This window comes from Microbacterium allomyrinae (assembly GCF_020682705.1).
Lineage (GTDB): Bacteria > Actinomycetota > Actinomycetes > Actinomycetales > Microbacteriaceae > Microbacterium > Microbacterium allomyrinae.
Genome location: NZ_JAGTTN010000001.1, coordinates 70,172 through 95,054 on the forward strand (window position 1 = coordinate 70,172; position 24,883 = coordinate 95,054).

At 68.1% G+C, this 24,883-nt stretch carries 38 protein-coding genes; 7 read left to right on the forward strand and 31 right to left on the reverse strand.

Going from position 1 to position 24,883, the window contains the following annotated elements; genetic code table 11:
- The 25 genes from KEC57_RS00340 to KEC57_RS00450 all read right to left on the reverse strand — a co-directional run bounded on the left by KEC57_RS00340 (nucleotide 1) and on the right by KEC57_RS00450 (nucleotide 14,773).
- Nucleotides 1–165: a hypothetical protein gene (locus tag KEC57_RS00340; RefSeq protein WP_229382537.1), complete on the reverse strand. Its 165-nt coding sequence runs from the start codon at nucleotides 163–165 to the stop codon at nucleotides 1–3.
- A complete protein-coding gene (locus KEC57_RS00345; protein WP_229382538.1) occupies nucleotides 165–974 on the reverse strand; it encodes a hypothetical protein in 810 nt (269 codons plus the stop codon). Before KEC57_RS00345 ends, KEC57_RS00340 begins: the two co-directional genes overlap by 1 nt.
- Before the next feature lie 14 nt (nucleotides 975–988).
- Complete coding sequence (locus tag KEC57_RS00350) at nucleotides 989–1,579, reverse strand: NUMOD4 motif-containing HNH endonuclease (RefSeq protein WP_229382539.1); 591 nt, start codon at nucleotides 1,577–1,579, stop codon at nucleotides 989–991.
- Nucleotides 1,576–1,881, reverse strand: a complete 306-nt coding sequence (locus tag KEC57_RS00355; protein WP_229382540.1) for a hypothetical protein — start codon at nucleotides 1,879–1,881, stop codon at nucleotides 1,576–1,578. Before KEC57_RS00355 ends, KEC57_RS00350 begins: the two co-directional genes overlap by 4 nt.
- Nucleotides 1,882–1,898: 17 nt before the next feature.
- On the reverse strand, nucleotides 1,899–2,033 hold the full coding sequence (locus tag KEC57_RS18810; RefSeq protein ID WP_267492018.1) for a hypothetical protein: 135 nt from the start codon (nucleotides 2,031–2,033) through the stop codon (nucleotides 1,899–1,901).
- The gene (locus tag KEC57_RS00360; protein WP_229382541.1) at nucleotides 2,030–2,734 is read right to left on the reverse strand and encodes a peptidoglycan-binding protein; all 705 of its coding nucleotides are present in this window, start codon (nucleotides 2,732–2,734) and stop codon (nucleotides 2,030–2,032) included. The genes KEC57_RS18810 and KEC57_RS00360 overlap by 4 nt, the downstream gene beginning before the upstream one ends.
- Nucleotides 2,731–2,856: a hypothetical protein gene (locus KEC57_RS18815; RefSeq protein WP_267492019.1), complete on the reverse strand. Its 126-nt coding sequence runs from the start codon at nucleotides 2,854–2,856 to the stop codon at nucleotides 2,731–2,733. Before KEC57_RS18815 ends, KEC57_RS00360 begins: the two co-directional genes overlap by 4 nt.
- A 414-nt stretch (nucleotides 2,857–3,270) precedes the next feature.
- The gene (locus KEC57_RS00365; protein WP_229382542.1) at nucleotides 3,271–4,272 is read right to left on the reverse strand and encodes a helix-turn-helix transcriptional regulator; all 1,002 of its coding nucleotides are present in this window, start codon (nucleotides 4,270–4,272) and stop codon (nucleotides 3,271–3,273) included.
- A gap of 151 nt (nucleotides 4,273–4,423) precedes the next feature.
- Nucleotides 4,424–5,170 (reverse strand): hypothetical protein, encoded by a 747-nt coding sequence (locus KEC57_RS00370; RefSeq protein WP_229382543.1) that lies wholly within the window; start codon nucleotides 5,168–5,170, stop codon nucleotides 4,424–4,426.
- Nucleotides 5,171–5,187: 17 nt separating this feature from the next.
- Nucleotides 5,188–5,613, reverse strand: coding sequence for a hypothetical protein (locus KEC57_RS00375; RefSeq protein WP_229382544.1), 426 nt, complete (start codon nucleotides 5,611–5,613; stop codon nucleotides 5,188–5,190).
- 12 nt (nucleotides 5,614–5,625) lie between these two features.
- Entirely contained in the window at nucleotides 5,626–6,429 is an 804-nt protein-coding gene (locus tag KEC57_RS00380) for a hypothetical protein (RefSeq protein WP_229382545.1), read from the reverse strand.
- 221 nt (nucleotides 6,430–6,650) lie between these two features.
- Nucleotides 6,651–6,845, reverse strand: a complete 195-nt coding sequence (locus KEC57_RS00385) for a hypothetical protein (protein ID WP_229382546.1) — start codon at nucleotides 6,843–6,845, stop codon at nucleotides 6,651–6,653.
- 16 nt (nucleotides 6,846–6,861) lie between these two features.
- A complete protein-coding gene (locus tag KEC57_RS00390) occupies nucleotides 6,862–7,440 on the reverse strand; it encodes a hypothetical protein (protein WP_229382547.1) in 579 nt (192 codons plus the stop codon).
- Nucleotides 7,441–7,755: 315 nt separating this feature from the next.
- Nucleotides 7,756–8,022, reverse strand: a complete 267-nt coding sequence (locus tag KEC57_RS00395; RefSeq protein WP_229382548.1) for a hypothetical protein — start codon at nucleotides 8,020–8,022, stop codon at nucleotides 7,756–7,758.
- Nucleotides 8,019–8,837, reverse strand: a complete 819-nt coding sequence (locus tag KEC57_RS00400) for a DNA cytosine methyltransferase (RefSeq protein WP_229382549.1) — start codon at nucleotides 8,835–8,837, stop codon at nucleotides 8,019–8,021. The genes KEC57_RS00395 and KEC57_RS00400 overlap by 4 nt, the downstream gene beginning before the upstream one ends.
- 16 nt (nucleotides 8,838–8,853) lie before the next feature.
- Nucleotides 8,854–9,522 (reverse strand): DNA cytosine methyltransferase, encoded by a 669-nt coding sequence (locus tag KEC57_RS00405; RefSeq protein WP_229382550.1) that lies wholly within the window; start codon nucleotides 9,520–9,522, stop codon nucleotides 8,854–8,856.
- Entirely contained in the window at nucleotides 9,519–9,956 is a 438-nt protein-coding gene (locus KEC57_RS00410) for a hypothetical protein (protein WP_229382551.1), read from the reverse strand. The genes KEC57_RS00405 and KEC57_RS00410 overlap by 4 nt, the downstream gene beginning before the upstream one ends.
- Nucleotides 9,953–10,240: a hypothetical protein gene (locus KEC57_RS00415; protein WP_229382552.1), complete on the reverse strand. Its 288-nt coding sequence runs from the start codon at nucleotides 10,238–10,240 to the stop codon at nucleotides 9,953–9,955. The genes KEC57_RS00410 and KEC57_RS00415 overlap by 4 nt, the downstream gene beginning before the upstream one ends.
- 8 nt (nucleotides 10,241–10,248) lie before the next feature.
- Nucleotides 10,249–10,650: a hypothetical protein gene (locus KEC57_RS00420; RefSeq protein WP_229382553.1), complete on the reverse strand. Its 402-nt coding sequence runs from the start codon at nucleotides 10,648–10,650 to the stop codon at nucleotides 10,249–10,251.
- Nucleotides 10,647–11,096 (reverse strand): hypothetical protein, encoded by a 450-nt coding sequence (locus tag KEC57_RS00425; protein ID WP_229382554.1) that lies wholly within the window; start codon nucleotides 11,094–11,096, stop codon nucleotides 10,647–10,649. The genes KEC57_RS00420 and KEC57_RS00425 overlap by 4 nt, the downstream gene beginning before the upstream one ends.
- Nucleotides 11,093–11,806, reverse strand: coding sequence for a hypothetical protein (locus KEC57_RS00430; protein ID WP_229382555.1), 714 nt, complete (start codon nucleotides 11,804–11,806; stop codon nucleotides 11,093–11,095). The genes KEC57_RS00425 and KEC57_RS00430 overlap by 4 nt, the downstream gene beginning before the upstream one ends.
- Nucleotides 11,803–12,837 carry a YqaJ viral recombinase family protein gene (locus KEC57_RS00435; protein ID WP_229382556.1) on the reverse strand — a complete coding sequence of 345 codons (1,035 nt, stop codon included), beginning with the start codon at nucleotides 12,835–12,837 and terminating at the stop codon, nucleotides 11,803–11,805. The genes KEC57_RS00430 and KEC57_RS00435 overlap by 4 nt, the downstream gene beginning before the upstream one ends.
- Nucleotides 12,834–13,643 (reverse strand): ParB N-terminal domain-containing protein, encoded by an 810-nt coding sequence (locus KEC57_RS00440; protein WP_229382557.1) that lies wholly within the window; start codon nucleotides 13,641–13,643, stop codon nucleotides 12,834–12,836. Before KEC57_RS00440 ends, KEC57_RS00435 begins: the two co-directional genes overlap by 4 nt.
- Before the next feature lie 318 nt (nucleotides 13,644–13,961).
- Complete coding sequence (locus KEC57_RS00445; RefSeq protein WP_229382558.1) at nucleotides 13,962–14,327, reverse strand: hypothetical protein; 366 nt, start codon at nucleotides 14,325–14,327, stop codon at nucleotides 13,962–13,964.
- Nucleotides 14,328–14,488: 161 nt separating this feature from the next.
- Entirely contained in the window at nucleotides 14,489–14,773 is a 285-nt protein-coding gene (locus tag KEC57_RS00450; RefSeq protein ID WP_229382559.1) for a helix-turn-helix domain-containing protein, read from the reverse strand.
- A gap of 138 nt (nucleotides 14,774–14,911) precedes the next feature.
- Between KEC57_RS00450 and KEC57_RS00455 the strand changes: the two genes are divergently transcribed.
- The 3 genes from KEC57_RS00455 (at nucleotide 14,912) to KEC57_RS00465 (ending at nucleotide 17,141) form a co-directional block, all read left to right on the forward strand.
- Nucleotides 14,912–15,172, forward strand: coding sequence for a hypothetical protein (locus tag KEC57_RS00455; RefSeq protein WP_229382560.1), 261 nt, complete (start codon nucleotides 14,912–14,914; stop codon nucleotides 15,170–15,172).
- Between the two features lie 258 nt (nucleotides 15,173–15,430).
- Complete coding sequence (locus KEC57_RS00460; protein WP_229382561.1) at nucleotides 15,431–15,667, forward strand: helix-turn-helix domain-containing protein; 237 nt, start codon at nucleotides 15,431–15,433, stop codon at nucleotides 15,665–15,667.
- Between the two features lie 58 nt (nucleotides 15,668–15,725).
- Nucleotides 15,726–17,141 carry a recombinase family protein gene (locus KEC57_RS00465; RefSeq protein ID WP_229382562.1) on the forward strand — a complete coding sequence of 472 codons (1,416 nt, stop codon included), beginning with the start codon at nucleotides 15,726–15,728 and terminating at the stop codon, nucleotides 17,139–17,141.
- A gap of 218 nt (nucleotides 17,142–17,359) precedes the next feature.
- Here KEC57_RS00465 and KEC57_RS00470 read toward each other — a convergent pair whose 3' ends face one another.
- Nucleotides 17,360–18,118 (reverse strand): class I SAM-dependent methyltransferase, encoded by a 759-nt coding sequence (locus tag KEC57_RS00470; RefSeq protein WP_229382563.1) that lies wholly within the window; start codon nucleotides 18,116–18,118, stop codon nucleotides 17,360–17,362.
- 80 nt (nucleotides 18,119–18,198) lie between these two features.
- Here KEC57_RS00470 and KEC57_RS00475 point away from each other — a divergent pair, with 80 nt between their 5' ends.
- Nucleotides 18,199–18,801, forward strand: a complete 603-nt coding sequence (locus KEC57_RS00475) for a 3'-5' exonuclease (protein WP_229382564.1) — start codon at nucleotides 18,199–18,201, stop codon at nucleotides 18,799–18,801.
- An 81-nt stretch (nucleotides 18,802–18,882) separates the two neighbouring features.
- Nucleotides 18,883–20,187 carry a DNA recombination protein RmuC gene (locus KEC57_RS00480; RefSeq protein ID WP_229382565.1) on the forward strand — a complete coding sequence of 435 codons (1,305 nt, stop codon included), beginning with the start codon at nucleotides 18,883–18,885 and terminating at the stop codon, nucleotides 20,185–20,187.
- Nucleotides 20,188–20,226: 39 nt separating this feature from the next.
- Here the strand turns inward: KEC57_RS00480 and KEC57_RS00485 are convergent, their stop codons facing one another.
- Together KEC57_RS00485 and glpX are read right to left on the reverse strand one after the other, a co-directional pair.
- Nucleotides 20,227–20,454, reverse strand: a complete 228-nt coding sequence (locus KEC57_RS00485; protein WP_229382566.1) for a UDP-N-acetylmuramyl pentapeptide phosphotransferase — start codon at nucleotides 20,452–20,454, stop codon at nucleotides 20,227–20,229.
- A gap of 159 nt (nucleotides 20,455–20,613) precedes the next feature.
- Nucleotides 20,614–21,603 (reverse strand): class II fructose-bisphosphatase, encoded by a 990-nt coding sequence (gene glpX, locus KEC57_RS00490; RefSeq protein WP_229382567.1) that lies wholly within the window; start codon nucleotides 21,601–21,603, stop codon nucleotides 20,614–20,616.
- Between the two features lie 18 nt (nucleotides 21,604–21,621).
- Here glpX and KEC57_RS00495 point away from each other — a divergent pair, with 18 nt between their 5' ends.
- Both KEC57_RS00495 and fbaA read left to right on the forward strand, forming a co-directional pair.
- Nucleotides 21,622–21,825: a hypothetical protein gene (locus tag KEC57_RS00495; protein ID WP_229382568.1), complete on the forward strand. Its 204-nt coding sequence runs from the start codon at nucleotides 21,622–21,624 to the stop codon at nucleotides 21,823–21,825.
- Nucleotides 21,826–21,844: 19 nt separating this feature from the next.
- Entirely contained in the window at nucleotides 21,845–22,873 is a 1,029-nt protein-coding gene (fbaA, locus tag KEC57_RS00500; protein ID WP_229382569.1) for a class II fructose-bisphosphate aldolase, read from the forward strand.
- A 70-nt stretch (nucleotides 22,874–22,943) separates the two neighbouring features.
- On the opposite strand, the gene KEC57_RS00505 is transcribed toward fbaA, so the two are convergent.
- The 3 genes from KEC57_RS00505 to KEC57_RS00515 are packed head-to-tail and all read right to left on the reverse strand — an operon-like array spanning nucleotide 22,944 to nucleotide 24,772.
- Complete coding sequence (locus tag KEC57_RS00505) at nucleotides 22,944–23,492, reverse strand: MOSC domain-containing protein (protein WP_229382570.1); 549 nt, start codon at nucleotides 23,490–23,492, stop codon at nucleotides 22,944–22,946.
- A gap of 36 nt (nucleotides 23,493–23,528) precedes the next feature.
- Nucleotides 23,529–24,236: a zf-HC2 domain-containing protein gene (locus KEC57_RS00510; protein WP_229382571.1), complete on the reverse strand. Its 708-nt coding sequence runs from the start codon at nucleotides 24,234–24,236 to the stop codon at nucleotides 23,529–23,531.
- Nucleotides 24,233–24,772, reverse strand: coding sequence for a sigma-70 family RNA polymerase sigma factor (locus KEC57_RS00515; protein WP_229382572.1), 540 nt, complete (start codon nucleotides 24,770–24,772; stop codon nucleotides 24,233–24,235). Before KEC57_RS00515 ends, KEC57_RS00510 begins: the two co-directional genes overlap by 4 nt.
- Nucleotides 24,773–24,883 lie beyond the last annotated feature (111 nt).

Sequence of the window (24,883 nt, forward strand, 5' to 3'; positions counted from 1 at the left end):
TCAGTAGTGCGTGCGTGCAGGCCGGATCTCGCGCTCTGCACGCGACACAGCCCGCTCGGGCGGGTCAGCATGGAACGACACGAGCGCTTCGATCGACGGCGGCACGTGCGGCGTCTGCGCCACGACGCTGAACGTCGCCGTCTCCGTGAAGCCGCCGCCGAACATCAGCCGACGTACCGGAGACGGTCACCGAAATCGGCAACCGAGAAGATCAGCGCCGGATCGACCGCCTCGAGCAGCGCACGCGTGAACTGCGCCGTCGACAACACCACGTCGACCGAAACCCCGTTGAACTCCTCGAGGCTATGAATCCGCACGATCGAGAGGACTTGTGCGGGCGCGAGCAGTTCGCGAATGTCGCTATCCGTTGGTGCGGTGACGATCGACGTCGGCAGGATAGTCGGCGAGAACACGGCCACCCGAAGGCCCGAGAACGGCGCCGTCCACTCGGGGTCGCGTTCCTTCGCGAAAGTCGACGGATGCGCCTCAAAGGCCCGTGCAGCGCCAGCCTCCCGGGCGGCGCGATCCGAAGCGATCGCGGCCAGCACGTCATCCCGAGTCGAGGCGATCACACCGACCGGATCCAGCGTGTGCGCGTTCACGACCTGCACGAACGCCGTAAGGATCGACACGAGCACGGTCGCGACGGCCACGATCTGAGCGGCCGTCTCATCGCCCCACACGTTGAAGATGATCCCCACGGCACCGAGAGCCGCCGCAAGGCTGTAGATCGCGGCACGACCGGCTGTGTTGAACCACGTGTACCACTCCGACGAGCGGAGGAGCACGAGGCCAATCACACCCTGCGCGGCGATCAGCACCGATGCGGCGAGCGTCGCCAGCGCGGTCGACTGATCGGCCGAGACTTGACCGAGCACGACGAGCAGCGTCAGAGCGCTCGTGATGAGCGCCTGGATCGCGGCACGTCGACTGTCGGAGAACCAGCCCGCGGCGCGGGCGAGAAGAGCCTTCATGATGTCCCCTTTCGTCACGCAGCAAGTAGCTGCGGAACCTTCTGCCCACGGACCGGCACCCAGCCGGACTCGAGCAGCGAGTAGTAGTGATCGGCGAGCGACTGATCGAACGCCTCACGGTGGTCACGCGCCCAGGTCTGGGCGAGGTTGCATGCCCAGCAGACGCGGTAGCCATCGCGGAATTTCTTGGGCTGGACGTTGAACGGCGCGAGCCGATGCCCGTTGCCGCACGCGTCGCGCCGAGACATGTGGTGAGTTCCGTGCTTCACGCTGTCGAGCACATTCGAGCGCTGCGTGTCCCACCGGAGGTTCCTGACTTCGTTGTTGCCGGGGTCGCCGTCACGATGACACCCCACCAAGCCGATCGGGCGCGGCCCGACGAATGCCGCGAGAACGAGAAGGTGCACCTTCCGCGTCTTGGCGACGCCGTCGCGCCGAAGTGAGACGTGCCGATACCCCTCTTTGTGCGTCGCCGGGCGTAGCATCTGGCCGCGCCTCCGCCGCCCGCGACTGTCGAGTCGATTGAGCGAGCGCACGCGGCCGTGGTCGCTCACCTCGTAGACACCCTCGTAGCCGACGACCGCTCGCCACTCCTCAGCGGTCACGGGATGTACCCCGCGGGCGGCTCGGGCGGTGGTGGGGGCTTCCTCTGCCAGATGTGATCGGTGAGTGCGCCTACGTGGTTCCGCGAGGCTGCTTTGTCTGCCCAGAACCGATCGGCCTGAGCGTTGAACGCCTCCACGCTGACTTCCGCGCGCCTGTCGGCCGCGTCACGCTCCTCCTGGATCTGGTTGAACCAGGCCTGCCGGTCATCCCACGCACCCTTGCGCAGCAACGCCCACGCGGCGATGAACGCCGCCGCCGCTGACCCGGTCCCCGTGAGGAGGATCTGCATCCACTCCGGCATCGATGCCCCCTCTCGGGTCAGAGCGCCGCACCACCCGCGAACACGGCGAGCAGCACGGCAAACCCTCGAGCGACGTCGAGAGCGAATAGGACGGCCGCGGTCAGCCCCACCGCGAGTGCGGCGAGGCCGACCACCTGAACGGAACGGATCACAGGCCGAGGCGTGCGAGCGTCTTCGGTCCTGCGATGCCGTCGACCGTGAGGCCGGCGCGGCGCTGGAACTCACGCACCGCGGCATCCGTCTTCGAGCCGAATTCGCCGTCGACCACCAGGCGCGACGCGTACAGCGGATAGTCACGCTTCAGGCGTGCCTGCACTGCCGACACGAGCGCACCCTTGTCGCCCTTGCGGACGCTGCGGACCGCCGCGGGAGCAGGCGCGGGGGCGGGGGTCGGCGCGGGCTTCGGAGCGGGCGCGGTCAGTCGACCTGCGGCGACGCTGCGGATCTCGCCGAGCGGGTCGAGGAACCCGCCGCCGACACGCTGCTGCTCGATGTGCACGCACGAGCCCGACGTCGCACCCGAGTTGCCCTCGTGCAGGATGATCTTGCCCTGCGGAATCTCTTCGCCGATCGCCTGCTGCGAGGCCCAGGGACCGTGCGCGTAGCGGAAATCGAACTCCATGCCGTCGAGCACGGAACGGATCACGATCGAGTACCCGAAACCGTGCGTCGGGCCGGGAACCGTCTTCGAGATCACGCGGCCGGCGTGCAGCGCGGGAACGGCGACCGTGCCCGGCTTGGACGAGTGCGAGATGTCCTGCCCGCGATGACGACGCGTCGGCGTCCGGTACGCGCCGAACTGCCCGCCGTTGAGGTTGACCCCGGACCCGTAGAAGTCCGTCACCGCGCTCACGCGGTCACCTCCGGGTCATCGTTGCGCGTCGGCTCTTCGGCGTCGCCGAGCGAGTCATCGCCCTCGAGCTCCCACGCGGAATCGGCCGGATCGATCTCGGCCGGGGTTGTCTGGTCGACCATGATTGGTGCCCCTTTCAAACGACGAAAGCCCCCGGCGTGATCGCCGAGGGCCGAAGTTGTTGCACGGAACGGGCGCCACCCTCCCCCGAAGGTGGCGCCCGCTCCCCCGTTCATTCGCGCCGGGTCACGCGCCGCGCATTGTCACAGCATCCGCGGTTGCTGTCTCCCATCCCAAGGAGGTCAGAACGCCTCCCACGCGCGCGCGTGGGGGCGAAGAGTCGCGCGCCCGCCGAAACCATCGACCGCCCAGGATCCAGGTGTGTGGCGTGTGGTCAGCGGGGCGCGAGCATGAGGGCGGAAACGACGAATGCCCCGGCCGATCGGCCAGGGCATTCAGTCAGGAATCAACTTTCCCGCATGCGTAGCTTAACACGCGCGGCGGAAGGGTTGGAAACGTATGCGTCGCGTGTCGTATCAGGCGGCGAATACGTCCCATGCGCGCTGCACACCGCCCGACCCGGGGAATACGTCAGTGAACTCGTCCTGCGGTTCCGCGCCGAGAAGATCGAACACCCACCTGCAGAATTCAGCCGGCTTCGCGCCGACTACCCGCCCAGGCTCGGTCGTGCGAGCCCCTGGCCGGTAGGTCAGCACGTCAACGCGTCGCGCGGATCCGCGCGACGCGTCGTCAGCGGCCGTTCCCGACGCGTCCGCGGCCGCGTGGCGCGACGTGTCGCCAAGGTCCTCCGCGACGCGTCTACCTGGTGCGCGCGACGTGTCGCTCGATTCGCCCGCGACGTGTCGCTCCACGCCGGTGAGACGCGACACCTTCTCGCCCGCCGTGGTGGAACGCGACGCGTCCCGGCGACCGCCCCAATAGATGACCGGCTCCCACGCGTTCAGCGGCCCTGCGCTTCGGGTTGGTCGCTCACCACGCACCCATGCGGCAACCCGGGATCCGGGAGGGCAGAGCGCAAGCACGTCCTTCAGCGCACGCGCCGACGTTGACAATGCCCACCCGTCGTATCCGTCGAGCTGCTCCACGAGACGCCTATGGTCGACCTCGCCCGCATAGTCGGGATGGTCCCCGTAATACCGCTTCGACAGGCCCGGGTATGGCGGGTCCGCGTAGGCGAGACGCAAGACGTCGTGACCGCCGGCGGGCGCGACGCCTACGCCCGAGGCGAAGCGGTGCCGCGCCTGTCGACACCGCTTCGAGCAGCACACCGCGTCAGCACGCAAGGTCGCGGGGATCGGGCCGCGACACCACGCGCATAGCCGCTCGCCGCCACCCTCTGAGCGCCCGACCTTCGCCCGCATCCGCTTGTCGGCCACGATCAGATCCGACTCGCGGAATCGCTTCAGGGTGGGCTTGATCTCGTCGGCCGCGACCCAGTTCCGCAGCGTGCGCTCGGTCCGTCCGACGCGCTTCGCGGCATCCGAGAGGGTCAGCCACCGATCGGGGGTCGGCATCATCCCCTGTCCACCACCTTGTACCGGTAGCCGCGACGAACCATGCGCCGTGCGTGCCGCCGCGCTACCCACCGCCAGTTCGTCTTCCGGACGCATCGCCACCCGGTGTCCATCTTCTCCGCGACCCAGTAGCGGTACTGAGGCTCATACTCGGTCATGCCGCCGCCCTCATCTCGACGGCCGGCGCGGGGCGCGCGTCGATCATCCGCGCCCACTTCACGGCGACGGCCGCGACCTGGACCAACTCAGCCCGAAGCCGCCCCCGGTCAGACTCGGCGAACGCCTCGAACACTTCCTCGAGCAGAATGTGCGCCCACGTCAGACGACCCTCACGCGATGCCGTGTCGGTCGATCGCTTCGCAGTCTCGGCCAGATCCTCCGCTCCGACATGGGACAGCCAATCGCCCGTGACGTCGAGCAGCCCGAGCGGCCGGGACTGCGGCCCGGTCCCGTCCATCCGATCGCTCGGCGGTCCCCACTTCGCATCCTGACGGGCACGCTCCGCGACGACATCGCCGAGCACGGTCGCATCCGCGAGTTCGTCGCCATCCTCACCCGAGACGGCTGCATAGACAGTCCCGAGCAGATCGTGAGCGACGTTCGCCCACTGGTCGACGCTCGAGTGAGTCCAGCGTGCTTTCGCGTACGCGTCGAGCGCGGTCGCGATGTCACCGCGGACCGCCAGCACACGAGCGACCGCGTCGGCGCCCGCGAGCTCGTACCCGTGCCGCAGACCTTCCTCGAACCCCTCGGTATAGGCCCGCATCGGAACCGGGCACGTGATGTCCCCCACGACCGTCAACCGGTCATCGATTGGGAGGTCGAACGGCACCCGCTTGCAGCACGCCGTGAGGTTCGACCCGGGCTCGGGTGCGCGGTGCACGATCTCTGTCTCTGCCATGTCCTCTAGTCCTCTCGTCATGCCGCCGCGTCGACCGCGTCGGCCCCGTTCGTCTCGTGAGCGCGCATCACTCCGGGGAGCTCCCAGAGATTGACCGGCTCCCAGTAGTTGCCGCAGTCGCCCTCGCAGGCCGTGCACGCAGTGCCGTACTTCGTCGCCTCGCACAGCCGCTCGCCCTCCCAGGACTCAGGGTGCTCGCCTGCCCATTCCTCGAACAGCGGATGCTCGTCGTCCACGTGCGAGGCGTGCCCGAGCGCGACGCACCCGGGGGAACCCGCAAGCTCGGCGAAGTATCCGCGGTCGTCGTGGTCGCCATGTCTGCGCTCGTAGTTCGCTTCCGCGATCTCATCGAACGCGGCCGTCAGCCATTCCTCGAAGTCGTCAGCGAGCGGTAGATCCCGCTCGATCTGGGCGATAGTGGGCACGTCATCCCATGCGCTCATCGGTTCCCTCTCTCATGCCGCCGCGTCGACCGCGGCGCCCTCTGTGTCCATCGCTGCGAGCAGCCGGTCAACGCCGAGCGCACCAGCCCTCGCCTGCACGTCTTCACGCCAATACCGGCCTTCCGCGCTACGTCGCACCGAACCCTGATCAGCCCACCCGTGCACCCTCGATCCGGTGACCCCGGCGAGCTTCGCGGCATCGGCGAGCGTCATCCACCGCGGATCGTGCGCCGTCGTGCGATCCTTGTCGCCGAGCGGGATATCGCGTGCGTGCACCTCGTCGGCGAAAATCTCAGCCCACAACCCCGAGTCGTCCCGATCCGACCGCTCCCAGTCGCACGTCGTGCACCGGAACCGGGCCGGGGACTTGACGCCGCGCGGCGGCTTGATCCGCACCGTCTTGCAGTCGCACTCCGGGCACGGGGTCGCCGTCCACCGCTCGCGATCCTCGAGCGGCCACTTCGCCGCAGCCGCCGCGACGGTCCACTGCCCCGGCGCACCCTCGATCTCCATGTCACACAGGAACGCGACCAGATGCCCGATCACACGCGAGTCGTTCGCGAGCCGGTCGAACCCGTCAAGGATCACCAGCGCGCACCCGTTCGCATCCTCGTACGCATCCTCAGACGAGATCCCCGCCTCGAGCGGTTCAGCACGCCACGGATGCCCGACACCGAACTGCACCAGCAGAGCCCACGCACGCAGCCCGCGCACGAGATCATTCGGCGCGTCGATATAGTCCGAGGCGACCGGCGCCGGCATGTCCACCCGCGACGACGTCACCGACAGCCGATCGAAGTTCCACCCCGACTTCATCGGATCCGCCTTCGACCGAATCGACCCGACAAGATCGGCGACGTCCTCGAGGTGCCGCGTCGCGCCCCGGTAGCAGCGTTCGCAGATGTAGGCGCCTTCACGAGCACCCACCGGGACGCACCCTGAGCACTCGCCGGGACCGTCGTCGCCGAAGTCGTCACATACCGCGAAATGCATGTCGGGCACCCGACAGCGAACGCACCCCCGATCATCCATGACCGTCATCGCTTCCTTCCTCCCTGAGCAATGACGCTCATCCGCGCGAGGGCATGTGCCTGGAGTCGCGCTGCCTCTCGGTATTCGGCTTGGATCTCTCTCGCCTCGCTGATCGATCGCACTGGAAATCCGGCGTTCTGCATCGCGGTCAGCGCCTTGGCCTCGGCCTGGTCGAACCGCAGGATCGCACCGTCGAGCACTGCGAGACGATCACGGTCAGAGCGATTCATCCGGAGTCCCCCGGTTCTCCTGCTCCCAGACCTTGGCGGCGTTGCGAGCGGTCCCGCAGTGGCGACAGTCGTTGGTCGTTCCGTGCGGGTGATGGACCTTGCAGAACGGGGACGGCGGGAATCCAGCGAGCCGCGCGCCGGGGCTCTCGCCCTCGCTCGCCCACTCCCCCTCTCCCTCTCTCTCCCATGCCGAGCGGCCCGCCAGCGGGTCGCCAGCGGCCCGCTGGAAGAGGTCGGGCGGCGGGGCGGGATGCTTCGACCGGAGCGGATGCGACACGGAAGGCCACTCCCGAACTTGGTAGTACGTGCGCCCGCCCTCGGCGTAGATGCCGATGTACCCGGCCGCGTCGAGGATCAGCAGATGCTCGGTCAGGTCGTCCTCGGTCAGCGACGCTCCCGGCCAGATCGACGGGCGCAGCTTCCAATCCGTGCACGTCTCCCGACCGTGATCGTCCGCGTGCATCCTCAGCCCGAGCGCCGTCCACTTCACCTCGAGCGGGAGCGAGATCAGGTCCTCGTCGGTCCACAGGTCGGGCGGCGTCGGCCGCAGCTTGCCAATCGTCATGCCGATTCATTCCTCGCAGAACAGCCCGCAACGCGGGCAGTAGATCATCGGGTGCAACCCGGAAGCACTCAGTGAACCCGCGGCCACCGGGCAGGATCACGCGACCCTCGGACTCCGACGCGAACGCGCGCGGGTAATGCTCGGCGACGGCGTCGAGCACGAACCGCTCAGTCGTCGGCGCGTGATCCCGAGACAGGATGAACACCTCGCCACCGGTCCGGGTCAGGCCGATCATTCGGAGCACGGGCGACGTCGTGCGCCCGACCTTCAGCACGCCTGCCGCGCGCCAGTACACGGCGTAAATCGTGACCGGCTTCATCGGTTCGCCGCCTTCTCATCAGCGCGCGCCGCGGCCCGGTCGTCCTGGTGCGGCTGCGACACCTTCGAGCACAGCCCGAAACGGTCGAGCTTGATCACCCGCTGACCACACAACCCGCACACCGGATAGCCGGTATGGGTCCGATCAATGCGGGCCATCGCCTCCGCGTTCACCTTGCGGACATGCTCAGCCTGCGACGGGTCGAGCTTCCAGCCCTTCTCATCCGTCGACCAGCCGCCGTCGACCACCTTCGCGGGCGTCACGCGGCGATCCCGTCGAAAACCTGATCCCACAGAGACATCTCGGTCGAGAGCTCGACGGGCGCGAGCGTCGGCACGATAGCCGCCGCCGCAGGCCGCACCAATTCGCTGATGATCGCGTGAGCCAGCAACGGCGGCACCGCGTTGCCGATCTGCAGGAACTGCTTGCCTCGGCCACCCTGGAAAGGGAACGGCGCCGGGTAGGACTGCAACGCCGCGGCCTGCGCCTCAGTGAGCTTCATCGAGCCCGGGCGATTCTGCCGAGACACACCACCCTTGACGTACTCCGAACGGCCCGGCCCGCCAAGCCGAGGGTCTGCAACGACTGTTGTGGCCGGTCGCTCGAATGCCCACGCCGGGAACGTCTGAAGGATCGCCGCTTCCTCAACGGTGAAGTTGACGGCGTCGGGCTCGTAGCGATCGGATAGCGACACGTAGTCGTCGCGTTGCTCGCCCGGCTTGCGCGCCGACTCGAGCGAGTACGGCGGGCGAGGCAGGAACGTGCCCGCCTCGAGACCAGCGACGATCGCTTCCTTCTGCCCGGACGGGCCGCGCGTGAGTAGACCGTGACCGTGCACCGTCATGGCGGGCCGCTCCGTGAAGCCCCATCCGCGCGGGTAGGTCTGAATGGTCGCGGCCTCGCCGCTCGAGAGGCGCAATACACCGCCATCGTTGTCGGCGTCGCCGGACGACTCCCACCGCCCTGCCGCACGCTCGGCGTAGACCGTGCGTCGGGCGCCGGATCCGCCGAGCGCTGCCGGATCAGTGCCACCGTTCTCCGTGCCGGTCGCGATCGTTGGATATGGCCGGTCCGTCATGCCCCAACCCAGCGCCTCAGCCATCGTCACCCACCGCTTTACGCCGGGATCCAGCTTTCCGGGGGTCCGCGAGTAGTACCGCGAGTGAGTCGGGACGGGGGGGGCGAGCGGGGACGCCGTCAGCGCGGGCGATGAGGATCGCACGCTTCCTGGTCTGCGGCACTCCGTACTGCTCGGCCTGCATGTTCCCCACCCAGACTGAGTAGCCGAGCCCGCGCAGCACGTCGGCGATCGCTTCCCATACCGGGAGCACGGTCGGCACCTGCTCGAGCGCGATCAGTTCGGGGCGATGCGCCCAGATGTGCGCGAGCGGGGTCAGGACGAGCGCGGTCCGCTCGTCGCCGAGGTCGCCGCCAGCGGCGAGCAGCCGCGCGGGGTCCTTCCACGCGCCGGACGCGACAAGCGCGAGCACCTGTTCAAGCGCCTTCCGGCCCTCACCGCGACCAGCGACGCTGAACGTCTGACATGGCGGGGATGCGATGTAGAGGCGATGCAGCGGCACGAGCCACGGGTGAAACAGACCTGACCACACGTCGCGATAGATCGTCCGGAACCCAGCGCGCGTGCGCGTGCGGATCGCCTCGTGCATCTTCTCCACGCCGTACTCAAGGATGCCGAGCCAATGGCAGGCGACACCCCATCCGGTCCCCGCGAAGTGGTCGACGGCGACTATGCGCGGCGTCATGCGGCGATCGCTTCCTCTTCGGGCGCCTCGGCCGGCTCCCAATCGCCGTCATCCGTGAGGGTCACCCATCCGTGCAGCGCGTGACGGATCGGCATCTCGGCCGGGCGGCGGACGCCAGGCCGGACGGCGAACCCGAGATCGAACGCGCGACGTCGGTCCTTCGTCTCAGCGCGGCCGTGGCATCCCGTGACACCGGTCCCGCACATGACGGCACCGTTCGATGCGAGCACCAGCCACGGGCGCGCGTTCTTGCGCACCGCGCCCTTGCTCGTGCCGCCTGCTCCGCGTGCCTCACGGTGCTGTATCGACCAGCCGCCGAACGCCTCGCCGCGACGCTCACGAACCTGCGGCATCCCGCAGTCGACGCACGCCCCGCCGTCACGGATCCAGATCAGTTCCACGACGTCGGGTGAGAACTCCCCCGGCTTGGTCACGATGCGACCGCCGCAGGTAGGGGCATGACGGGCGCCGCGAGTTCGGCGCGCGCAGTGCTCAGCCGAGACACCCGCGCGTCATAGCTCTTCCGCGCCAGCACCGCTTCCTTGCGAGCAAAGACGTACGCCGCAGAGAAGAACCCGTCGCCGCGCTCCTCGTGCCGGGCGACCTCGGCGTCATACTCACGCATCGCCGTCTCCAAGCGCTCGCCCCCCCTCGCGACGAGCGCTTCAGCCTTCGCGACGGCGTCGGCCTTTCGCTTCCGGAACGCCTCTTCGGGCATGAGCTCGCTCATCGCGTCTCCCGGTCCACGGTCTTGCCGACGTTCATGAGTCCGTAGTGGCGACGGTTCACGGATGCCTGCGTGCGCTTCGCGTAGTCAACGATCACGTCGGCTTGCTCTGCCGCGCGGCGGTCCTCTCGCGTCTCGTACGTGGCGCGGTCGCGCGCACGCGCGAGGGTCAACCCCTTTTCCTGCGCCTCATCGATCAGTCGTGCTCGACGTGCGTCCGCATCCACGCGGAGGTCGGCGGCGCGCGTTGCGAGATCCGCGATCGTCTTGTTCATCTCCCGGCTGAGCATCGACAGGTGGTGCAGAACGCGCGCGATCGTCAACGGGTCCTCGGCGGACTGATCGACCAGCGATTCGGCACGGTCCCGCTGCTCGGCGAACCTCTCCTGTACATCGCTCACGAGGTCACCGTCCGGTGCTCGCGGACCTGGTCAATCGCGATGCGATCCGTCCACGAGTACGGCGTTGCCACCGTGACGGACTTCGCGTTGACCCGCACGACCTTGCGCCAGGTGGTCGACGTGCGCACGTGCGTCACGCCCTTCAGATCGGCGGCAGTGAACCGCACTCGCTCGTGCCCAGCGATGCGTCGCTCGAGCGAGCGGATCCGGTACTTCCACTTCTCGATCCGCTCGTCGGCATCCTTGTGAGCGGCATCCGCGCGACCGTACGCACCGCGCATCTGTCGCGCTGCGCGTTGGTTCCCGGATCCGCCGAACCCGGGGATCGCGCCGCCCATCTCGCGCGCCGACGCCGACAGCGTCTCGGCGTGCGCCTTCGCCTCGTTCGCAGCCTCGAGCCGCCTTCGGGAGTACGCGAGCTTTGCGCGCATCTCATCGACGGTCACGACCGGCCCCCGTGACGCTTGCCCGTGTCCCGCTGAGCGCGAGACTGACCCTTGCGGGTGACGGGCTTACCGGCATCGGTGAGCTTTGGGACATGCGGAGCGGGCGGGCGCGGCGTCGGTAGATTCGCGGCGCGCGAGATTCGGAGCGGCTGCGGATCTGCCGGCTCGATCACCAGCGCGTCCGCGATTCGATGCGCGGCGTGCGCCTTCCGGAATGCCGTCTCGAGAGTCGGCGTCATCGCGCCCGCCTTCTGTGCGGCGGTGAACAGTACGTCAACCTCGACGGCAGATTCAGTGCCCCGCAACTCCTTGGCGAAGTCGCGCGGCGCGGGTGCCTTCACGGGCGGCGCGACCTCGTCCGGCTCGCGGCGGTCGCCGATGACGTCACGGAAGGCGCGGCGGATCGCGTCTCGGCGCACGTACGCGCCGAACAGTGGCATCGGCCGCTGCTCCCACAGTGCCCGCCATGCGTCGTCGGCAGGGAGCGCGTCGCGCCAGAGGCGGACGACGGTCGTTGCCGCGCCGTCGCGGGTCACCACGGCGCGAGCGGCGACGGGTGGCGTCTCAGGCAACCAGGCCTGCGACCATATGCCGTCAGCCGCGGCGAACTCGGGCGCGCCGAACCCAACACGGGCGCCCGTTCCGATCGCCAGTCGTTCGTACTCGGCGAGCGCCTGCGCGACGTCGTCGGTTGTCGGATCGTTCGTCATGCTGCCTTCGGCTCCTTGTTCGCTGCGACCCGCACGGGTCCGTACTTGATTCGAGTGATCGGGAAACGCTCAACCGCCTCGGCTTCCAACTGCTCGGCACGCGCTCGCGCGTCCGATGCCTGTTGCAGCGCCTCGACGTACTCGGCGAAGTGCTCGGGGTCGCCGAGTTCCCACGCGGCGGCGTTGGCGTCGGTGAAGTCCTCGGCGGTTCGGGTGAGGGATGCACGGGTGCCGCCGACGCGCACGGTCGACTCTTTGCCGTGCTCGTCCAGGTAGGCGTCGATCGTCGGGCGGGCATCCTTCCGGCGTCGCTTCGCGGCCGACTCGATCGCCGCGGCGGCGGCATCCACTGCGAGCGCGTCGTCAAGTTCGTTCGGGATCTCGTCAAGGTCAGGCGCCCCGGCGTCGAGCCATGCGAGATACGCGTCGGCCTCGCGCACGAGACGCGCGATCCGCACGTCATCGCGTCGCACCCACAGGTGCTTCGGATCCTGGAGCGTCGGACGGCCGTCCTCGCCCATGACCTCCCACACGTACAGCCACCGGTCGAACCCGGTCACCCACATGCCGAACTGCATCTGATCCATGTGGTCGGCGGGGATCTCGTCGGTTGCCCAGTTCGCGTCGTGCGACTTCGCCTCCACTCCGAACGACTCGCCCGGGGTCGATCCGAACCCGAACCCGTCCGGGGTCGCCATGTGCCGAGGGTTGCCCGGGTGCGCGAACACCAGCGGCGACGGCGTGCACGGGGTGACGAACACGGACGCCCACTCGAGCAGGAACGGCTCACGCTCGTTACCGCGTGCCGTGTGTGCGTTCCCCCTGAAGGCGGGGCCGTCCTCGATCTCGGTCGCGATCCGCTTCCACGTGGCACGGCCACCGTGTGCGACCTCGTGCGCGCGGGATGCCGTGACGCCGGTCGCGCGGATCGCGTGCCATTCCTCGCGGGTCGTATCGGGTGTGGTCACGGCGCGGAGCAGATGCCGCGGCATGGTCGCCGCGTCGATCGCCTGCTTGACGGTGATGCTCATGCTTGCCCTTCGATCAGGTGCGCGAACGCGCGGAGTGTGGTGATGGATACCGACAGGCGCCGCGACCACTCGAGGGCACGATCGGCGGGAAGATCAGCGGTCGACAGGTCGACGGTTCGCGATACGACGCGCTCGACGTCGGAGATCGCCCGTTCGATGACGTCGGCCGGCTCGGCTCGCTGCGGGTCGATCACGGTTCGCGTCGTCGTGGTCGTGACGACGGGAACGTCGGAGAGTTCGCCCGACGCAGGATTGAGCACGGTCACCGTTGACCGGGTCGGGGTTGTGGTGCGCTCGCGCCCGTCCGCGCCCCGCGTCTTGTCCAACTGGTCAACCTGTCCAGTCGCCACGAGATCCGCGCGGACCGCCGCGACCGTGACGTGACTCGCGCCCGTGATGCGTGCGTGCTCCCGGTTCGAAGCGGACGGGTCCGCCTTCAGCGATGCCGCGATGATGTCGCGCTTCTGGTCGCGGGTGAGTTGACGGCGATCCAGGTTCAGCGAGATCGATAGGGCGACCTTCTCGGCCTCGGTCAGCCCGGCGCGGATCTGCGTAGGCACGTCGAGCCCGAGGCGTTCGGCGATCGCCTTGCGGTGATGCCCATCGATGAGCACGCCTTGCTCGTCCACGAGCACCGCGACCTGGATCCCGTGCGCAACGATCGACCGCTCGAGCGCTTCGAGCTCGTCATCGGCGAGCGGCGGCATCGTCTGGTAGCGGATCTCGGCCGCGACGACGGGCGCAGCGATCGCGTCCAGGTCGGGCGCAGACGCCTCGGGCATCGGCATGGCGACACGTGCGCGCATCAGCCGTTCCTCTCATCAGATGTGTAAGTGCAGCGGACGCAACCGAACCGGCGCGTCAGCGTGTCGTAGACCCGTTCCGGCCACCCGCACGACGGGCAGTCCGCGTCGACCGCGATCCGCACCCCGTCGCCCCCGAGAGTCGGGTCACCGACAATGGGGAGCAGTGCGAGGCTCACGCCGCGTCCTGGATCTGCTCGGCCTCGTCGTGGCACGAGCACCCGGCGCAGTCACCGGACGCCTTGCATGCGGCGTGCTGGCCGTCGCGGCAGTCGAGCGACAGCCGGGGCCGCGCGACCGGGCGGGGGAACGGGACGCGCATCAGTCCCGCCCCACAGGGCAGATGTCGGCGTGGTCGATCACGTCACGGTCGAACCCGTCGCGCTCCTCCGGGTTGTGACCCTCGAACAGATCCGAGCGGAGCCCGCACGGGCACGAGAACGACGCGACGACCCGCGGTGCCGAAGGCGGAATGACCGCCGACGCGTGCGACAGCAACGCACACGCGAGAGCGAGCGCCTCATGCGGGAGCAGAGGCATATCGCCCTCCTCCGGCGACTCGAGCGTGACCACGCGGTGGCCGTTGAACATGGACGTGCTGACCACATACGCACCGCCCGAGAAGCGAGCGTCGACAACCTCTTCGCCGCCGATGGAAGCCGGGGCCTGGTCAATGGAAACCGTCATGAGAGTCCTTCTATGGGATGGAGGGGGATGCTGCGTGGGGGGTCAGGCGGCGAGGGGAAGGGCCGCTGCTTGACTCGATTCGGACATCGCGGCCAGATCCTCGACGGCGTCGCGAAGGATGATCGCCGCAGCGACTAGGCGCTCTTGTGGAGTCATCTCGCTCACGCCGCGTCGCGCCGCGCGTCAAGCGCCTCGGCCCCCACGCGGTACAGCTCATCGAGATCGACGTCGAAAGCGTCAGCAATGGCGAAGAGATCGTCGGCATCGAGCGACCCCGGATCACCCAGCTTTCGATAGAGCGACGTCTTCGAGAGATTCGATCGCTCGGCGAGCCACTTCCGGTCGCGGCGCCCCTTGGAGTGGTCCGCAAGGAGGCAGTCGATACCAGCGGCCAAACGTTGCACGCCGATGTGAAGCTTGGTGTCAGGGGAAAGAATCTTGGTCACGGGAACAAGTTAGCAACGACTTGGTCCCCGGAGCGGCATATCTTGGTCCTGATGCAAAGATTGTGGAAACCTCTAACAAGACTGTTGCCTCTCGACAACGGCTCGTTATTTGGTAAATCCGGGCCTATAGTTGGCCCCATGACCAAGATTGACGATCCACGAGCACAGGCAATGGCGGATCAACTCCGCGCCGAGATCGCCGGCAGTCAGTGGCGCAACATTGCGCCATTCGTACGCGCGCTCAATGAAGCGGGCACCCCGACCGACTACACAACGTTCTACAACCGAGCGCGAGGAAAGGCAGAACTGCCTATGAGCGTGCTATTCCCCGCACTAGACCTACTCGGGATCACGTTCGATCAGTTCGCCCGCGATGCAATGAAGCGGGCAAGTTCGTGAGTCAGCTGATCTCGTCCAGGTACTCGACCGCGGTAGGGCAGATTCGCCCCTCCCGCGCGACCGGGCATACCGCCTCACATGCGCGCCCCGTACCGCACACTGTGCGCTCCGAACCAAGCTTCAACACCGACAACACATCCATGACTTCCCCAACCGGCCCGCGAGGCGTGGGGCCTCGAGATTCACCGGATGCTAGTTCACTCGAACTAGCAATCCAAACCAAGCCGACTTCGACACCCGGGGAACTACGGTCAGCGCGTGAGAACCCCGGCGACAATCAGTCAGGCTGTCGCCGAGATTCTTCGAGAGCACGCCGAGCAGACGTTCATGACGCAGACCGAATTGGCGCGCCGCACCGGCATCTCGCAGTCTCAGATATCCAAGTTCTTCCGCGCGGAACGACAGATGACGATCGCGCAACTTGTATCGCTCTGCGACGAGCTTCAACTCTCCGTCGTCGCCGTCATTGCCGAGGCGGCAGGACCGAGCGACTGAATCCTGCGGCGCGGTGCGACTCATGAAGCCAACCAGCCCCGCAGTCCGACTCGCAGCCGTGCCGGCCCGCCGCCGCGGCATAGGCGCGATCCGCGTTTCGAAAGAGCGCGACGGGATGACGTCTCCCGAAAACCAACGCTACGCAATCGAGCAGTTCGCCGAACGCGAGAACATCGAGATTGTGGAGTGGATCGAGGGCATAGACGAATCCGGATCACGCAACAAGTCCGCATGGTGGGCGCGCCTCAGCTATGGCTGCGACCGCATCGAGGCGAAAGCCGCCGACACTCTCGTCGTGTGGCGCATCGACCGGACCGCCCGCCACCGCCTCAAGTGGGCAATCACGCAGGATCGCATCGAGAGCGCAGGCGGGCTGATCCTGTCAGCCACCGAGCCCAACGACCAATCGCCCGCGGGCAGGTACGGCCGCGGAATGATGATCGAGCATGCGGTCTACGTCGCCGAATCGATCGGCGCGACCTGGAAGGAAACGCTTGAGCGGCGCGTCCGCCACGGCCTCACGCCGAACGGCCAGCGTCACTTCGGCTACGCCTACACACGAGAGCGCGGCTATGAGATCGACCCGATTGAGGGCCCGATCCTCGCCAGCATGTACCGCGACTACACGGCCGGCGACTCCGCGTTACAGATCGCCGAGCGCCTCAGCGGCCCGGTCGCCCGCCCCGCTGAGGGAGAGCAATACGCGCGCTATGCGCGATGGAACACGCCCGCAATCCTCCGACTGCTCGACTCGGGATTCGGTGCCGGGCTCATCCTCTTTCGCGGCGATCTCCACGATGGCGCGCACGAGCCAGTGATCGACGCTGATGAGTGGGCGCGATATCGCGCCGCACGCGATGCACGCCGACGCCGACCGCGCGCAGAGCGATCGCCGTACACCTATTCGGGGATACTCTTCTGCCACTGCGGTAGTCGAATGTCAGGCCGCACGGACCACGGTCGCCCTCGGTACGCGTGCATTGAGTCCGCGACATACCGAGTTCACGCCGATGCCTCGCTCGCCGCTCACGTCATCGATGCCGAAGTTCTGAAATGGCTCAACAAGATCCGTGATCGATTGAACAAGGCTGCGCAGGACGCGCCGCGCCGGCCCGTACTCGTCGCCAACCCCACAAGGGACATCTCGCAGAAGATCGCAGCCGAGCGGGAGCGACTCGACAACGCGACCGCCCGCTACTTCGACAACCCGGAGGTTGTGTCAGAAGATGCGTACCAGCGTTACCGTGCCGCCAGCGAGGCGAAGATTGCCGCCTGGGATGCCGAGCTCACGCGCGCCTCGGCACAGGCTACAGTGCGCCCTCTCGCGTTCGTCGGCGACCTAGTGGAACGATGGCCGGATCTACCTATCGAGCGCCGCCGCGAGGCGCTGAGGCTGCTTGTGGACCGGATCACGATCAACCCGCCCAATACGATTCCGCGTGTCGTAGTGGACTCGCCCCTTACGCGTACTTAGACGCAGGCATCGGACGATTCCGATGGTGAGAGCCACGGGCATCCAGTCTACGTGGGGGCGGGGGCCGCGCCTTCCGCCGGATCGGCCGGTCGGCGAGCAACCGGTGTCGGGCCCGCCTCGGCACGGGCGCGTTGCCGCGAATCGTCGCATCCCGGCGAAGAGACGACAAGAGGGGGCAATCGCGCGGGGGCAGGTCGGGCCCGCGCTCCGGGCGCGTGCTACGAGCGGATGCCGCGGTACGCCGTCGTGCGGTACGGCACGTCCACGACCTCGGCGCCCGTGTCATCCACCCGCCGGTTCTGGTCGAACAGCGCATCGACGGCGGAGAGGATCCGCGCGCGATCGACCTCGCTCGCCGTGATCACGTAACTGCGCGATGCGACCATGTCGAGCAAGGCCCGGCGTCCGAGCGTCCGCGACCACGACCAGGTGCGGTCCTCGAGCTGCCCGATCGGCGGCGCCACCCGGACGCCGTCGCCCGACAGCATCTGCTCGGCGTGACTGCCGTGCATCGCCTCGGTGAGCTGCGCGATCCATGGCACCGAGTCATCGCGGATGTTCCACACCAGACCGAGCACCCCGCCCGAGCGGACCGCGCGCCCGATCTCGAGGGAGCCTGCGACCGGATCGACCCAGTGCCACGCCTGACCGAGCAGCACCGCATCGACGGATGCATCGGGCAGCGGCATCCGCTCAGCGGTACCCACGAAGGTCGGAACGCCGTGGACATGCTCTCGAAGGGCGGCGAGCATGCCGGGATCGGGGTCGATCGCGACGACCTCCGCTCCGGTCTCGACGATGGTGCGGGTCAGCTTTCCCGTCCCGGCACCCACGTCGGCCACGCGCAGCGCCCGCCCGTCGTGCTGCACGGGCGCGAGCATCCAATCGACGGCTTCCCGCGGATAGTCGGGGCGACCCGACTCGTAGGCGCCGGCTGCGGCGCCGAACGACATGGACATCTCTTCGCGACTGGCCATGTCCCGAGCCTACGACTCGATGCCCGACCTCTCCGGCGCGCCTGCCGTCGTCCGCCGATGCGCCGGGTGATTCTGAGCACGTGCCCCTGGACTTCACCGCGATCGACTTCGAGACGGCGAACTCCAGCAATGCGTCGGCGTGCGCCGTCGGCCTCGTGCGTGTGCGAGGCGGCGAGATCGTCGACCAGACCGGCTGGCTGATCCGGCCCCCCGCAGGCCACGACGTGTTCTTCGAACTGAACACGCGTATCCACGGCATCCGTGCCGAAGACGTTCTCGACGCCGACACCTGGTCTCAGCAACTCGGCCGACTGAACGACTTCGCCGGCGGCGACGTGCTCGTCGCGCACAACGCCGGCTTCGACATGGCGGTCCTCAAGCGCGCGAGCGAGGCCACGGGCGACGAGTGCCCGGCGTATCGGTACGCGTGCAGCCTGCAGGTCGCGCGCAAGGTCTACTCGCTCGAGTCGTACCGGCTGCCGTTCGTCGCGGCCGAAGCCGGTTTCGCCGAGTTCGCACACCACAACGCCACCGCCGACGCCCTCGCCTGCGCGCACGTCATGATCGATGCCGCCCGCCGTCTCGGTGCCGGCGACATCGAGACGCTTGCGGCCTCGGCAGGTGTGCGCGTCTCGCAGATCACGGTCGCCGAGGCTCCGACGGTCTCCTTCGCCACCACCTGAGCGAGCGGATGCCGCGCCCGCGGTGCGGACGCGCGCGCCCGCCTCGGCAGCGATGTCGGCGGCTCCGGGCACGATGGCGACATGGATGCATTCGTGATCGCGGTCGTCGCGCTGGTGACCCTTCTGCTCGGCGCACTGGCCGGCTGGGCGGCGGGCCTCGCTCGAGGCGCCGCGCGCGCGGCGCACGAGCAGGCAGACCTCCGTGCGCGACTCGCGGGCGCGGATGCCGCACGGCAGGGCATTCAGGCCCAGCTCGACCACCAGCAGCTGCTGTACCGCGAGCTGTCATCGCAGGCGCGCCACGACCAGGCGTCGCGCGAGGAGCGCGAGCGACGCGAGCAGTCCGTGTTGCGCGCTCTCGCCCCCGTGCAAGAGACGCTGACCGCGATGCACGCCAAGGTCGATGAACTCGAGCGCGACCGACACACGCAGTTCGGCTCACTGGCCGAGCAGCTGCGGCGCGCTCAGGAGTCCGATGAGGCGCTGCGTGCGACCACCGAATCGCTGGCGAGCGCACTGCGCTCGGGCACGACCCGCGGAGTGTGGGGCGAGACTCAGCTGCGACGTGTCGTCGAGGCCGCCGGGCTCACACGGCATGTCGATTTCGATGTGCAGGCGTCGATCACTTCGGATGCCGGTGCCGGACGCCCCGACATGGTCATCCGCCTGCCCGGAGACAAGGCCATCGCGGTCGACGCCAAAGTGCCGCTCGACGCGTATCTCGAAGCGAGCGCGATCCCTCTCACGGCGCAGGGCGCTGAGGCGGCGCGGCGCAAGACTCTGCTCGACAAGCATGTGAAGGCCGTTCGCGCCCACGTCGACGCCCTCGCACGCAAGACGTACTGGGCGGGTCTCGCCTCCAGTCCCGAGTTCGTGATCTGCTTCGTGCCGAGCGAGTCGCTGCTCGCCGTCGCCCTGGAGGAGGATCCGACCCTGCTCGACTACGCGTTCGGCAAGCGCGTCGCGCTGGCTTCGCCCGTCAACCTCTGGGCGGTGCTGAAGACCGTCGCGTATACGTGGACGCAGCAGGACGTGTCGCAAGAGGCTCGTGCGCTGTTCGAGCTCGGCAACCAGCTGTACGAGCGACTCGGTTCGCTCGCCTCGCACGCGGACGATCTGCGCCGCGCGATCGAGCGCACGGTCGACAGTTACAACCGGTTCGCCGGCTCGCTCGAGACGCGAGTGCTGGTGAGCGCCCGCAAGTTCCCGGGCATCGATGCCACAAAGCTGGATGCCGTCGGCGAACCCGCGACGATCGAGAAGTCGCCTCGCCGTCTCACCGCACCCGAACTGCTCGACGGGACTCTCGAGCAGAATGCGGATGCCGGGATCGCACGGGCCGAACTCGGTGACGTGCGCTCGCGCATCACGGCCTCGAACGACTGAGGGGCGCCTCGCCCGGAAGGGCGCGGGAGTCCGATGAGGTCACGCACCGCCGGGAACGAAACTCAGCAGCACGATGACCGCTGCCGAGACGCCGACGAATGCGCCGATCATCCACCAGACACTCACCTCGTGTCCCTCTTCGCGTCGGACGCGCAAGAGAACGTCAGGCCTGCGCGCGGGGTCTGCCGCGTTCGCGATCACCGCGTTCGCGACCACTGCGTGGGCCCCTGTCTGGGGCGATGACGAATCACCGGTCTGCGCAGACATCGTCACACTCCTCGCGTTGGAAACACAGCCATGTCCCCATCGACACCACCCTGATTCTGCCAGAGTTCGCGTTCGAGACGGGTCACGAAACCGTCACAGCAGGATCATCTGTCACTTCAGTCACACGAATCACTTCATGCACATGAGGGTTTCGCGAGGTCAGAGCCACTTCGAGACGAGGTGCTCCGACGAGATGCGGCGCAGCGTCCCGGAGGCCCCGCGCAGCACGACGCTCTCCGTATAGAGGTATTCCCCCTCACGGCGTACGCCGTCGACGAGCTGACCGTCGGTGACGCCGGTCGCAACGAAGATGGTGTTGCTGCCCTTGACCAACTCGTCGGCCTCGTAGACGTAGCCGTCGAGCTTGAGGCCCGTGTCCAGGCCCTTCTGCTTCTCGTTGTCGTCGCGCGGCCAGAGGCGTCCCTGGATGTGACCGCCGAGCGCCTTGATCGCGCACGCGGTCACGATGCCCTCGGGGCTGCCGCCGATACCCACGCACATGTCGGTGCGAGCGTTGTGCCGCGCGGCATTGATGCCGCCGGCGACGTCTCCGTCGCTCATGAGTCGCGTGCCGGCTCCGGCTTCACGGATCTCTTCGATGAGCTGTTCGTGGCGCGGCCTGTGCAGTACCGACACGACGATCTCATCGACGGGCTTGCCGAGTGCTCTCGCCAGCAGCCGGATGTTCTCCCCGATGGGAAGACGGATGTCGACGATGCCGACGCCGGCAGGGCCGGTGACGAGCTTGTCCATGTAGAAGACGCTCGAAGCGTCGAGCATCGTGCCGTGATCCGACACCGCGATCACCGAGAGCGCGTTGTTGCGGCCGGCTGCCGTGAGCGAGGTGCCGTCGATCGGATCAACCGCGACATCGGCCTGCGGGCCCCGCCCGTTGCCGACGCGCTCGCCGTTGAAGAGCATGGGCGCTTCGTCCTTCTCGCCCTCGCCGATCACGATCGTGCCGTCGAAGTTCACGGTGGTGAAGAACGCTCGCATGGCGTCGACGGCCGCACCGTCGGCCGCCTCTTTGGCCCCGCGGCCGATGAACGGCACGGCGCGGATCGCGGCGGCCTCGGTCGCACGTACGAGCTCGAGTGCGAGATTTCGGTCGGGATGCAGTGGACTCATGTCCGCGGTCAGGCTCACCATGAGGTCAGCATAGCCAGCATGACGCGCATCTCCTCTGAATTTCACGCGTTCTCGAACGAAGGAACCGTGAATCTTTCATGCATGACAGATCCCCTCATTCCGCACATCATCGACCGAGAAGAGGCATCCGTTCCTCCACGCACAGCTTCGCTAGGCTTTGAACCGAACCCCGCGTCGATCGCGACTCCCAGCCTGCGCACCACGCGCGGCCTCGAGCCCTGACAGCAATCAAGGAGCACCCATGCCCGTCGCCACCCCGGAGCAGTACGCCGAAATGCTGGACCGCGCGAAGGCCGGCGGCTTCGCGTATCCGGCCATCAACGCCGCAAGCTCGCAGTCCGTCAACGCCGTTCTCCAGGGCCTCACCGAGGCCGGGTCCGACGGCATCCTGCAGGTCACCACGGGCGGCGCCGACTACTTCGCCGGACACACCGTCAAGGCCCGTGCCACCGGTGCGCTCGCCTTCGCCGCATACGTGCACGAGGTCGCCAAGAGCTACCCGATCACGGTCGCCCTGCACACCGACCACTGCCCTAAGCCCGCCCTCGAGGACTTCGTCCTGCCGCTCATCACGGCTTCCGAGAAGGTCGTCGCCGATGGCGGGAACCCCATCTTCCAGTCGCACATGTGGGACGGCTCGGCCGTGCCTCTGGGAGAGAACATCGACATCGCCAAAGAACTCCTCCCCCGGCTGAAGGCCATCAACGCGATCCTCGAGGTCGAGATCGGCGTCGTCGGCGGCGAAGAGGACGGCGTGCAGCACGAGGGCTCGAACGACGCTCTCTACACGACGACCGCCGACGTCTCGCAGGTCGTCGAAGCGCTCGGCCTCGGCGACCAGGGCCGCTGGATCGCCGCCCTCACGTTCGGCAACGTGCACGGCGTCTACAAGCCGGGCAACGTCAAGCTCCGCCCCGAGCTCCTCGGCGAGATCCAGGAGGGCATCGCCGCCCAGTTCGGCACCAGCGCCAAGCCCCTCGACCTCGTCTTCCACGGCGGCAGCGGTTCGACCGACGAGGAGATCGCCCTGGCGGTCGCCAACGGCGTGGTGAAGATGAACATCGACACCGATACCCAGTACGCCTTCACGCGCTCTGTCGCCGGGTTCATGTTCTCGAACTACGACGGCGTCCTGAAGGTCGACGGCGAGGTGGGCAACAAGAAGGCGTACGACCCGCGCGCCTGGGGCAAGGTCGCCGAGTCCGCGATGGCCGCTCGCGTGGTCGAGGCGACCAAGCAGCTCGGCTCGGCCGGCCAGTCGAAGAGCTGACCCGATTCACGAAACGGATGCCTCGACCGCAGGGTCGGGGCATCCGTCGTTTCTGGTGGTCTGAGCCGCGTCAGGGGGCTCGGTAGACATCGAGGATCGTCGGCGCCCCCTCGGGCCGGTGCACGACGACGATCTCATCGCCCGCTTGCACCCGGCCCGGCGTGACGACGCGCAGGTACGGGCCGAGGCGCCGCTCGTCCGAGAAGCGGCGGACCCAACCGCGCTCGTCGTCGCCGCCGACCCAGCGGGCGAACGTCTGGCACGGAGTGCGCGGCATCGTGACCTCGACCTCGACGCGATCGCCGATCCGCCACCGCTCGCCGATGAGAGCCGCGTTGACGTCGATGCCTTCGGTACGAAAGTTCTCGCCGAAGAAGCCCGGTGGTAGCGGCCGCCCCAGTTCCCGCTCCCAGAACGCGGCGTCCTCGGCGGCGTACGCGTAGAGCGCCTTGTCGAGCCCGCCGTGATGCTTGCGGTCCGCCTGCACGTCCGCGTAGACGCCGTAGGCACCGATCTTGACGGCCCCCGCGACGGCGCCCTTGTCGATGGCGGTGATTCCCACGGTGCCGGCGTCCGGCCGCAGGATGCGCACGGCGCACACGGCGAGCAGGCGAGGCATCCCGTCATCCTACGCACGAACCGGTGAGGTCAGCCTTCACCGGTCTGTCAGCTCGCCGCGCATCAGCACACGATCGTCGGCGACCGCACGGATCTCGATCGTGGCGATGTCGTCGGCGTCCAGCGCCGTCGCGGCGTCGAGCCGGGCCGTCGATCCCGGGAGCGCCCGCCACGTCGACAGTTCACTGGTGGTGCCGTCGACGGACGTCACGACGAGGACATAGGGCCAGCCGCCTCCCGGAGTGTCGCCGTCCGCCTCACCCGTATAACGGCAGATCATCTCGATCCGCGTGCCCCATGCAGCATCCGAGAGCTCGACGGTCGCCGTCCACGGCACATCTGCGACGGGTTCGAGTGCGACGACCTCGACCGACTTCAGGGCGGGGGCGATCACCGTCGTCACCGCGATCGTCACGGCGATCACGACCGCAGCGGCAGAGGCGAGTCCTGCCGCCCACCACCGAGTGCGCCTGATCCGGGCGGCGCGCTCGCCGATAGCGATGACCTGCGCGCGTCGCGCCGGATCGGGCCCGCCTTCCGCCGCAGGCGGCTCGAGCATCGAGCTCGCCCGTTCCGGCGCGACCCGCGCCAGAAGCCCGATCGCGGGTGCGAGTTCGGTGATGGCCGTGCGACACGCACGACACTCCTCCATGTGCGTTTCGAACCGGCGGCGGTCGGCGGGGCTCAGCGCGCCCAGCACGAACGCCGCGTCCCAGTCCGCGAAGTCGACGTGATCCGGTCTCATCGCGTCACTCCTCTCTCCTGCAGGGCGAGCCGCAGCGCGCGCAGTCCGTAGTGCAGCCGTGACTTCACGGTGCCTTCGGGAATGTCGAGATCCTCGGCCATCTCGGAGACCGTGAGCCCGCCGAAGTAGGCGCGCACGACGACGGCGCGGTGGTCGATCGACAGTGCGCCCAGCGCCTCCTCGATCAGGATCGCCTCGAACAGCGCGTCGGTCGCGTCGCCCTCGGCGGTCTCGGGCACCTCTGCGACACCGATCTCTCGGCGTCGGCGGGCGCTGCGGACGTCATCGATCACGAGGTGCCGGGCGACGGTGAACATCCACGAGCGTGTCGACGCCGGGTCCTGCTCCAGGATCCGGGGCGTGCGCCATGCCCGCAGCAGCGTCTCCTGCACCACATCGTCCGCTCCCGCACGATCACCGGTGAGATGAACGACATAACGCCAGACGGGTGCCGCGTGCGCGTCGTAGAGCGCGGCCAGGCGCTCGGCGTCGCGTCCTACGACACGGCCTCGTCCTCGCGCATCGCCCGATGGCATCCGTCACCTCCCGCAGGAGACACGAGGCCCGGACCGCACCGGTTCACCCGAATCGGATGCGCGCGGGCCCCTCTTCCCGAGTATGGACCGCCTGGTCGCCGACGGCACCCT

Excerpts from the sequence above, each read along its gene's own strand:
- KEC57_RS00415 (WP_229382552.1), bottom strand. The coding sequence starts at position 10,240 with ATGCCCGAAGAGGCGTTCCGGAAGCGAAAGGCCGACGCCGTCGCGAAG.
- KEC57_RS00440 (WP_229382557.1), bottom strand. The coding sequence starts at position 13,643 with ATGCGCGCACGTGTCGCCATGCCGATGCCCGAGGCGTCTGCGCCCGAC.
- KEC57_RS00365 (WP_229382542.1), bottom strand. The coding sequence starts at position 4,272 with ATGATGCCGACCCCCGATCGGTGGCTGACCCTCTCGGATGCCGCGAAG.
- KEC57_RS00405 (WP_229382550.1), bottom strand. The coding sequence starts at position 9,522 with ATGACGCCGCGCATAGTCGCCGTCGACCACTTCGCGGGGACCGGATGG.
- KEC57_RS00505 (WP_229382570.1), bottom strand. The coding sequence starts at position 23,492 with ATGCCTCGCCTGCTCGCCGTGTGCGCCGTGCGCATCCTGCGGCCGGAC.
- KEC57_RS00470 (WP_229382563.1), bottom strand. The coding sequence starts at position 18,118 with ATGGCCAGTCGCGAAGAGATGTCCATGTCGTTCGGCGCCGCAGCCGGC.
- KEC57_RS00455 (WP_229382560.1), top strand. The coding sequence starts at position 14,912 with ATGACCAAGATTGACGATCCACGAGCACAGGCAATGGCGGATCAACTC.
- KEC57_RS00390 (WP_229382547.1), bottom strand. The coding sequence starts at position 7,440 with ATGACGATTGGCAAGCTGCGGCCGACGCCGCCCGACCTGTGGACCGAC.
- glpX (WP_229382567.1), bottom strand. The coding sequence starts at position 21,603 with ATGGTGAGCCTGACCGCGGACATGAGTCCACTGCATCCCGACCGAAAT.
- KEC57_RS00400 (WP_229382549.1), bottom strand. The coding sequence starts at position 8,837 with ATGACGGACCGGCCATATCCAACGATCGCGACCGGCACGGAGAACGGT.
- fbaA (WP_229382569.1), top strand. The coding sequence starts at position 21,845 with ATGCCCGTCGCCACCCCGGAGCAGTACGCCGAAATGCTGGACCGCGCG.
- KEC57_RS00345 (WP_229382538.1), bottom strand. The coding sequence starts at position 974 with ATGAAGGCTCTTCTCGCCCGCGCCGCGGGCTGGTTCTCCGACAGTCGA.
- KEC57_RS00515 (WP_229382572.1), bottom strand. The coding sequence starts at position 24,772 with ATGCCATCGGGCGATGCGCGAGGACGAGGCCGTGTCGTAGGACGCGAC.
- KEC57_RS00380 (WP_229382545.1), bottom strand. The coding sequence starts at position 6,429 with ATGAAGTCGGGGTGGAACTTCGATCGGCTGTCGGTGACGTCGTCGCGG.
- KEC57_RS00340 (WP_229382537.1), bottom strand. The coding sequence starts at position 165 with ATGTTCGGCGGCGGCTTCACGGAGACGGCGACGTTCAGCGTCGTGGCG.
- KEC57_RS00495 (WP_229382568.1), top strand. The coding sequence starts at position 21,622 with ATGACGCGCATCTCCTCTGAATTTCACGCGTTCTCGAACGAAGGAACC.
- KEC57_RS00445 (WP_229382558.1), bottom strand. The coding sequence starts at position 14,327 with ATGACGGTTTCCATTGACCAGGCCCCGGCTTCCATCGGCGGCGAAGAG.
- KEC57_RS00510 (WP_229382571.1), bottom strand. The coding sequence starts at position 24,236 with ATGAGACCGGATCACGTCGACTTCGCGGACTGGGACGCGGCGTTCGTG.
- KEC57_RS00435 (WP_229382556.1), bottom strand. The coding sequence starts at position 12,837 with ATGAGCATCACCGTCAAGCAGGCGATCGACGCGGCGACCATGCCGCGG.
- KEC57_RS00480 (WP_229382565.1), top strand. The coding sequence starts at position 18,883 with ATGGATGCATTCGTGATCGCGGTCGTCGCGCTGGTGACCCTTCTGCTC.
- KEC57_RS00375 (WP_229382544.1), bottom strand. The coding sequence starts at position 5,613 with ATGAGCGCATGGGATGACGTGCCCACTATCGCCCAGATCGAGCGGGAT.
- KEC57_RS00430 (WP_229382555.1), bottom strand. The coding sequence starts at position 11,806 with ATGACGAACGATCCGACAACCGACGACGTCGCGCAGGCGCTCGCCGAG.
- KEC57_RS18815 (WP_267492019.1), bottom strand. The coding sequence starts at position 2,856 with ATGGTCGACCAGACAACCCCGGCCGAGATCGATCCGGCCGATTCCGCG.
- KEC57_RS00355 (WP_229382540.1), bottom strand. The coding sequence starts at position 1,881 with ATGCCGGAGTGGATGCAGATCCTCCTCACGGGGACCGGGTCAGCGGCG.
- KEC57_RS00370 (WP_229382543.1), bottom strand. The coding sequence starts at position 5,170 with ATGGCAGAGACAGAGATCGTGCACCGCGCACCCGAGCCCGGGTCGAAC.
- KEC57_RS00485 (WP_229382566.1), bottom strand. The coding sequence starts at position 20,454 with ATGTCTGCGCAGACCGGTGATTCGTCATCGCCCCAGACAGGGGCCCAC.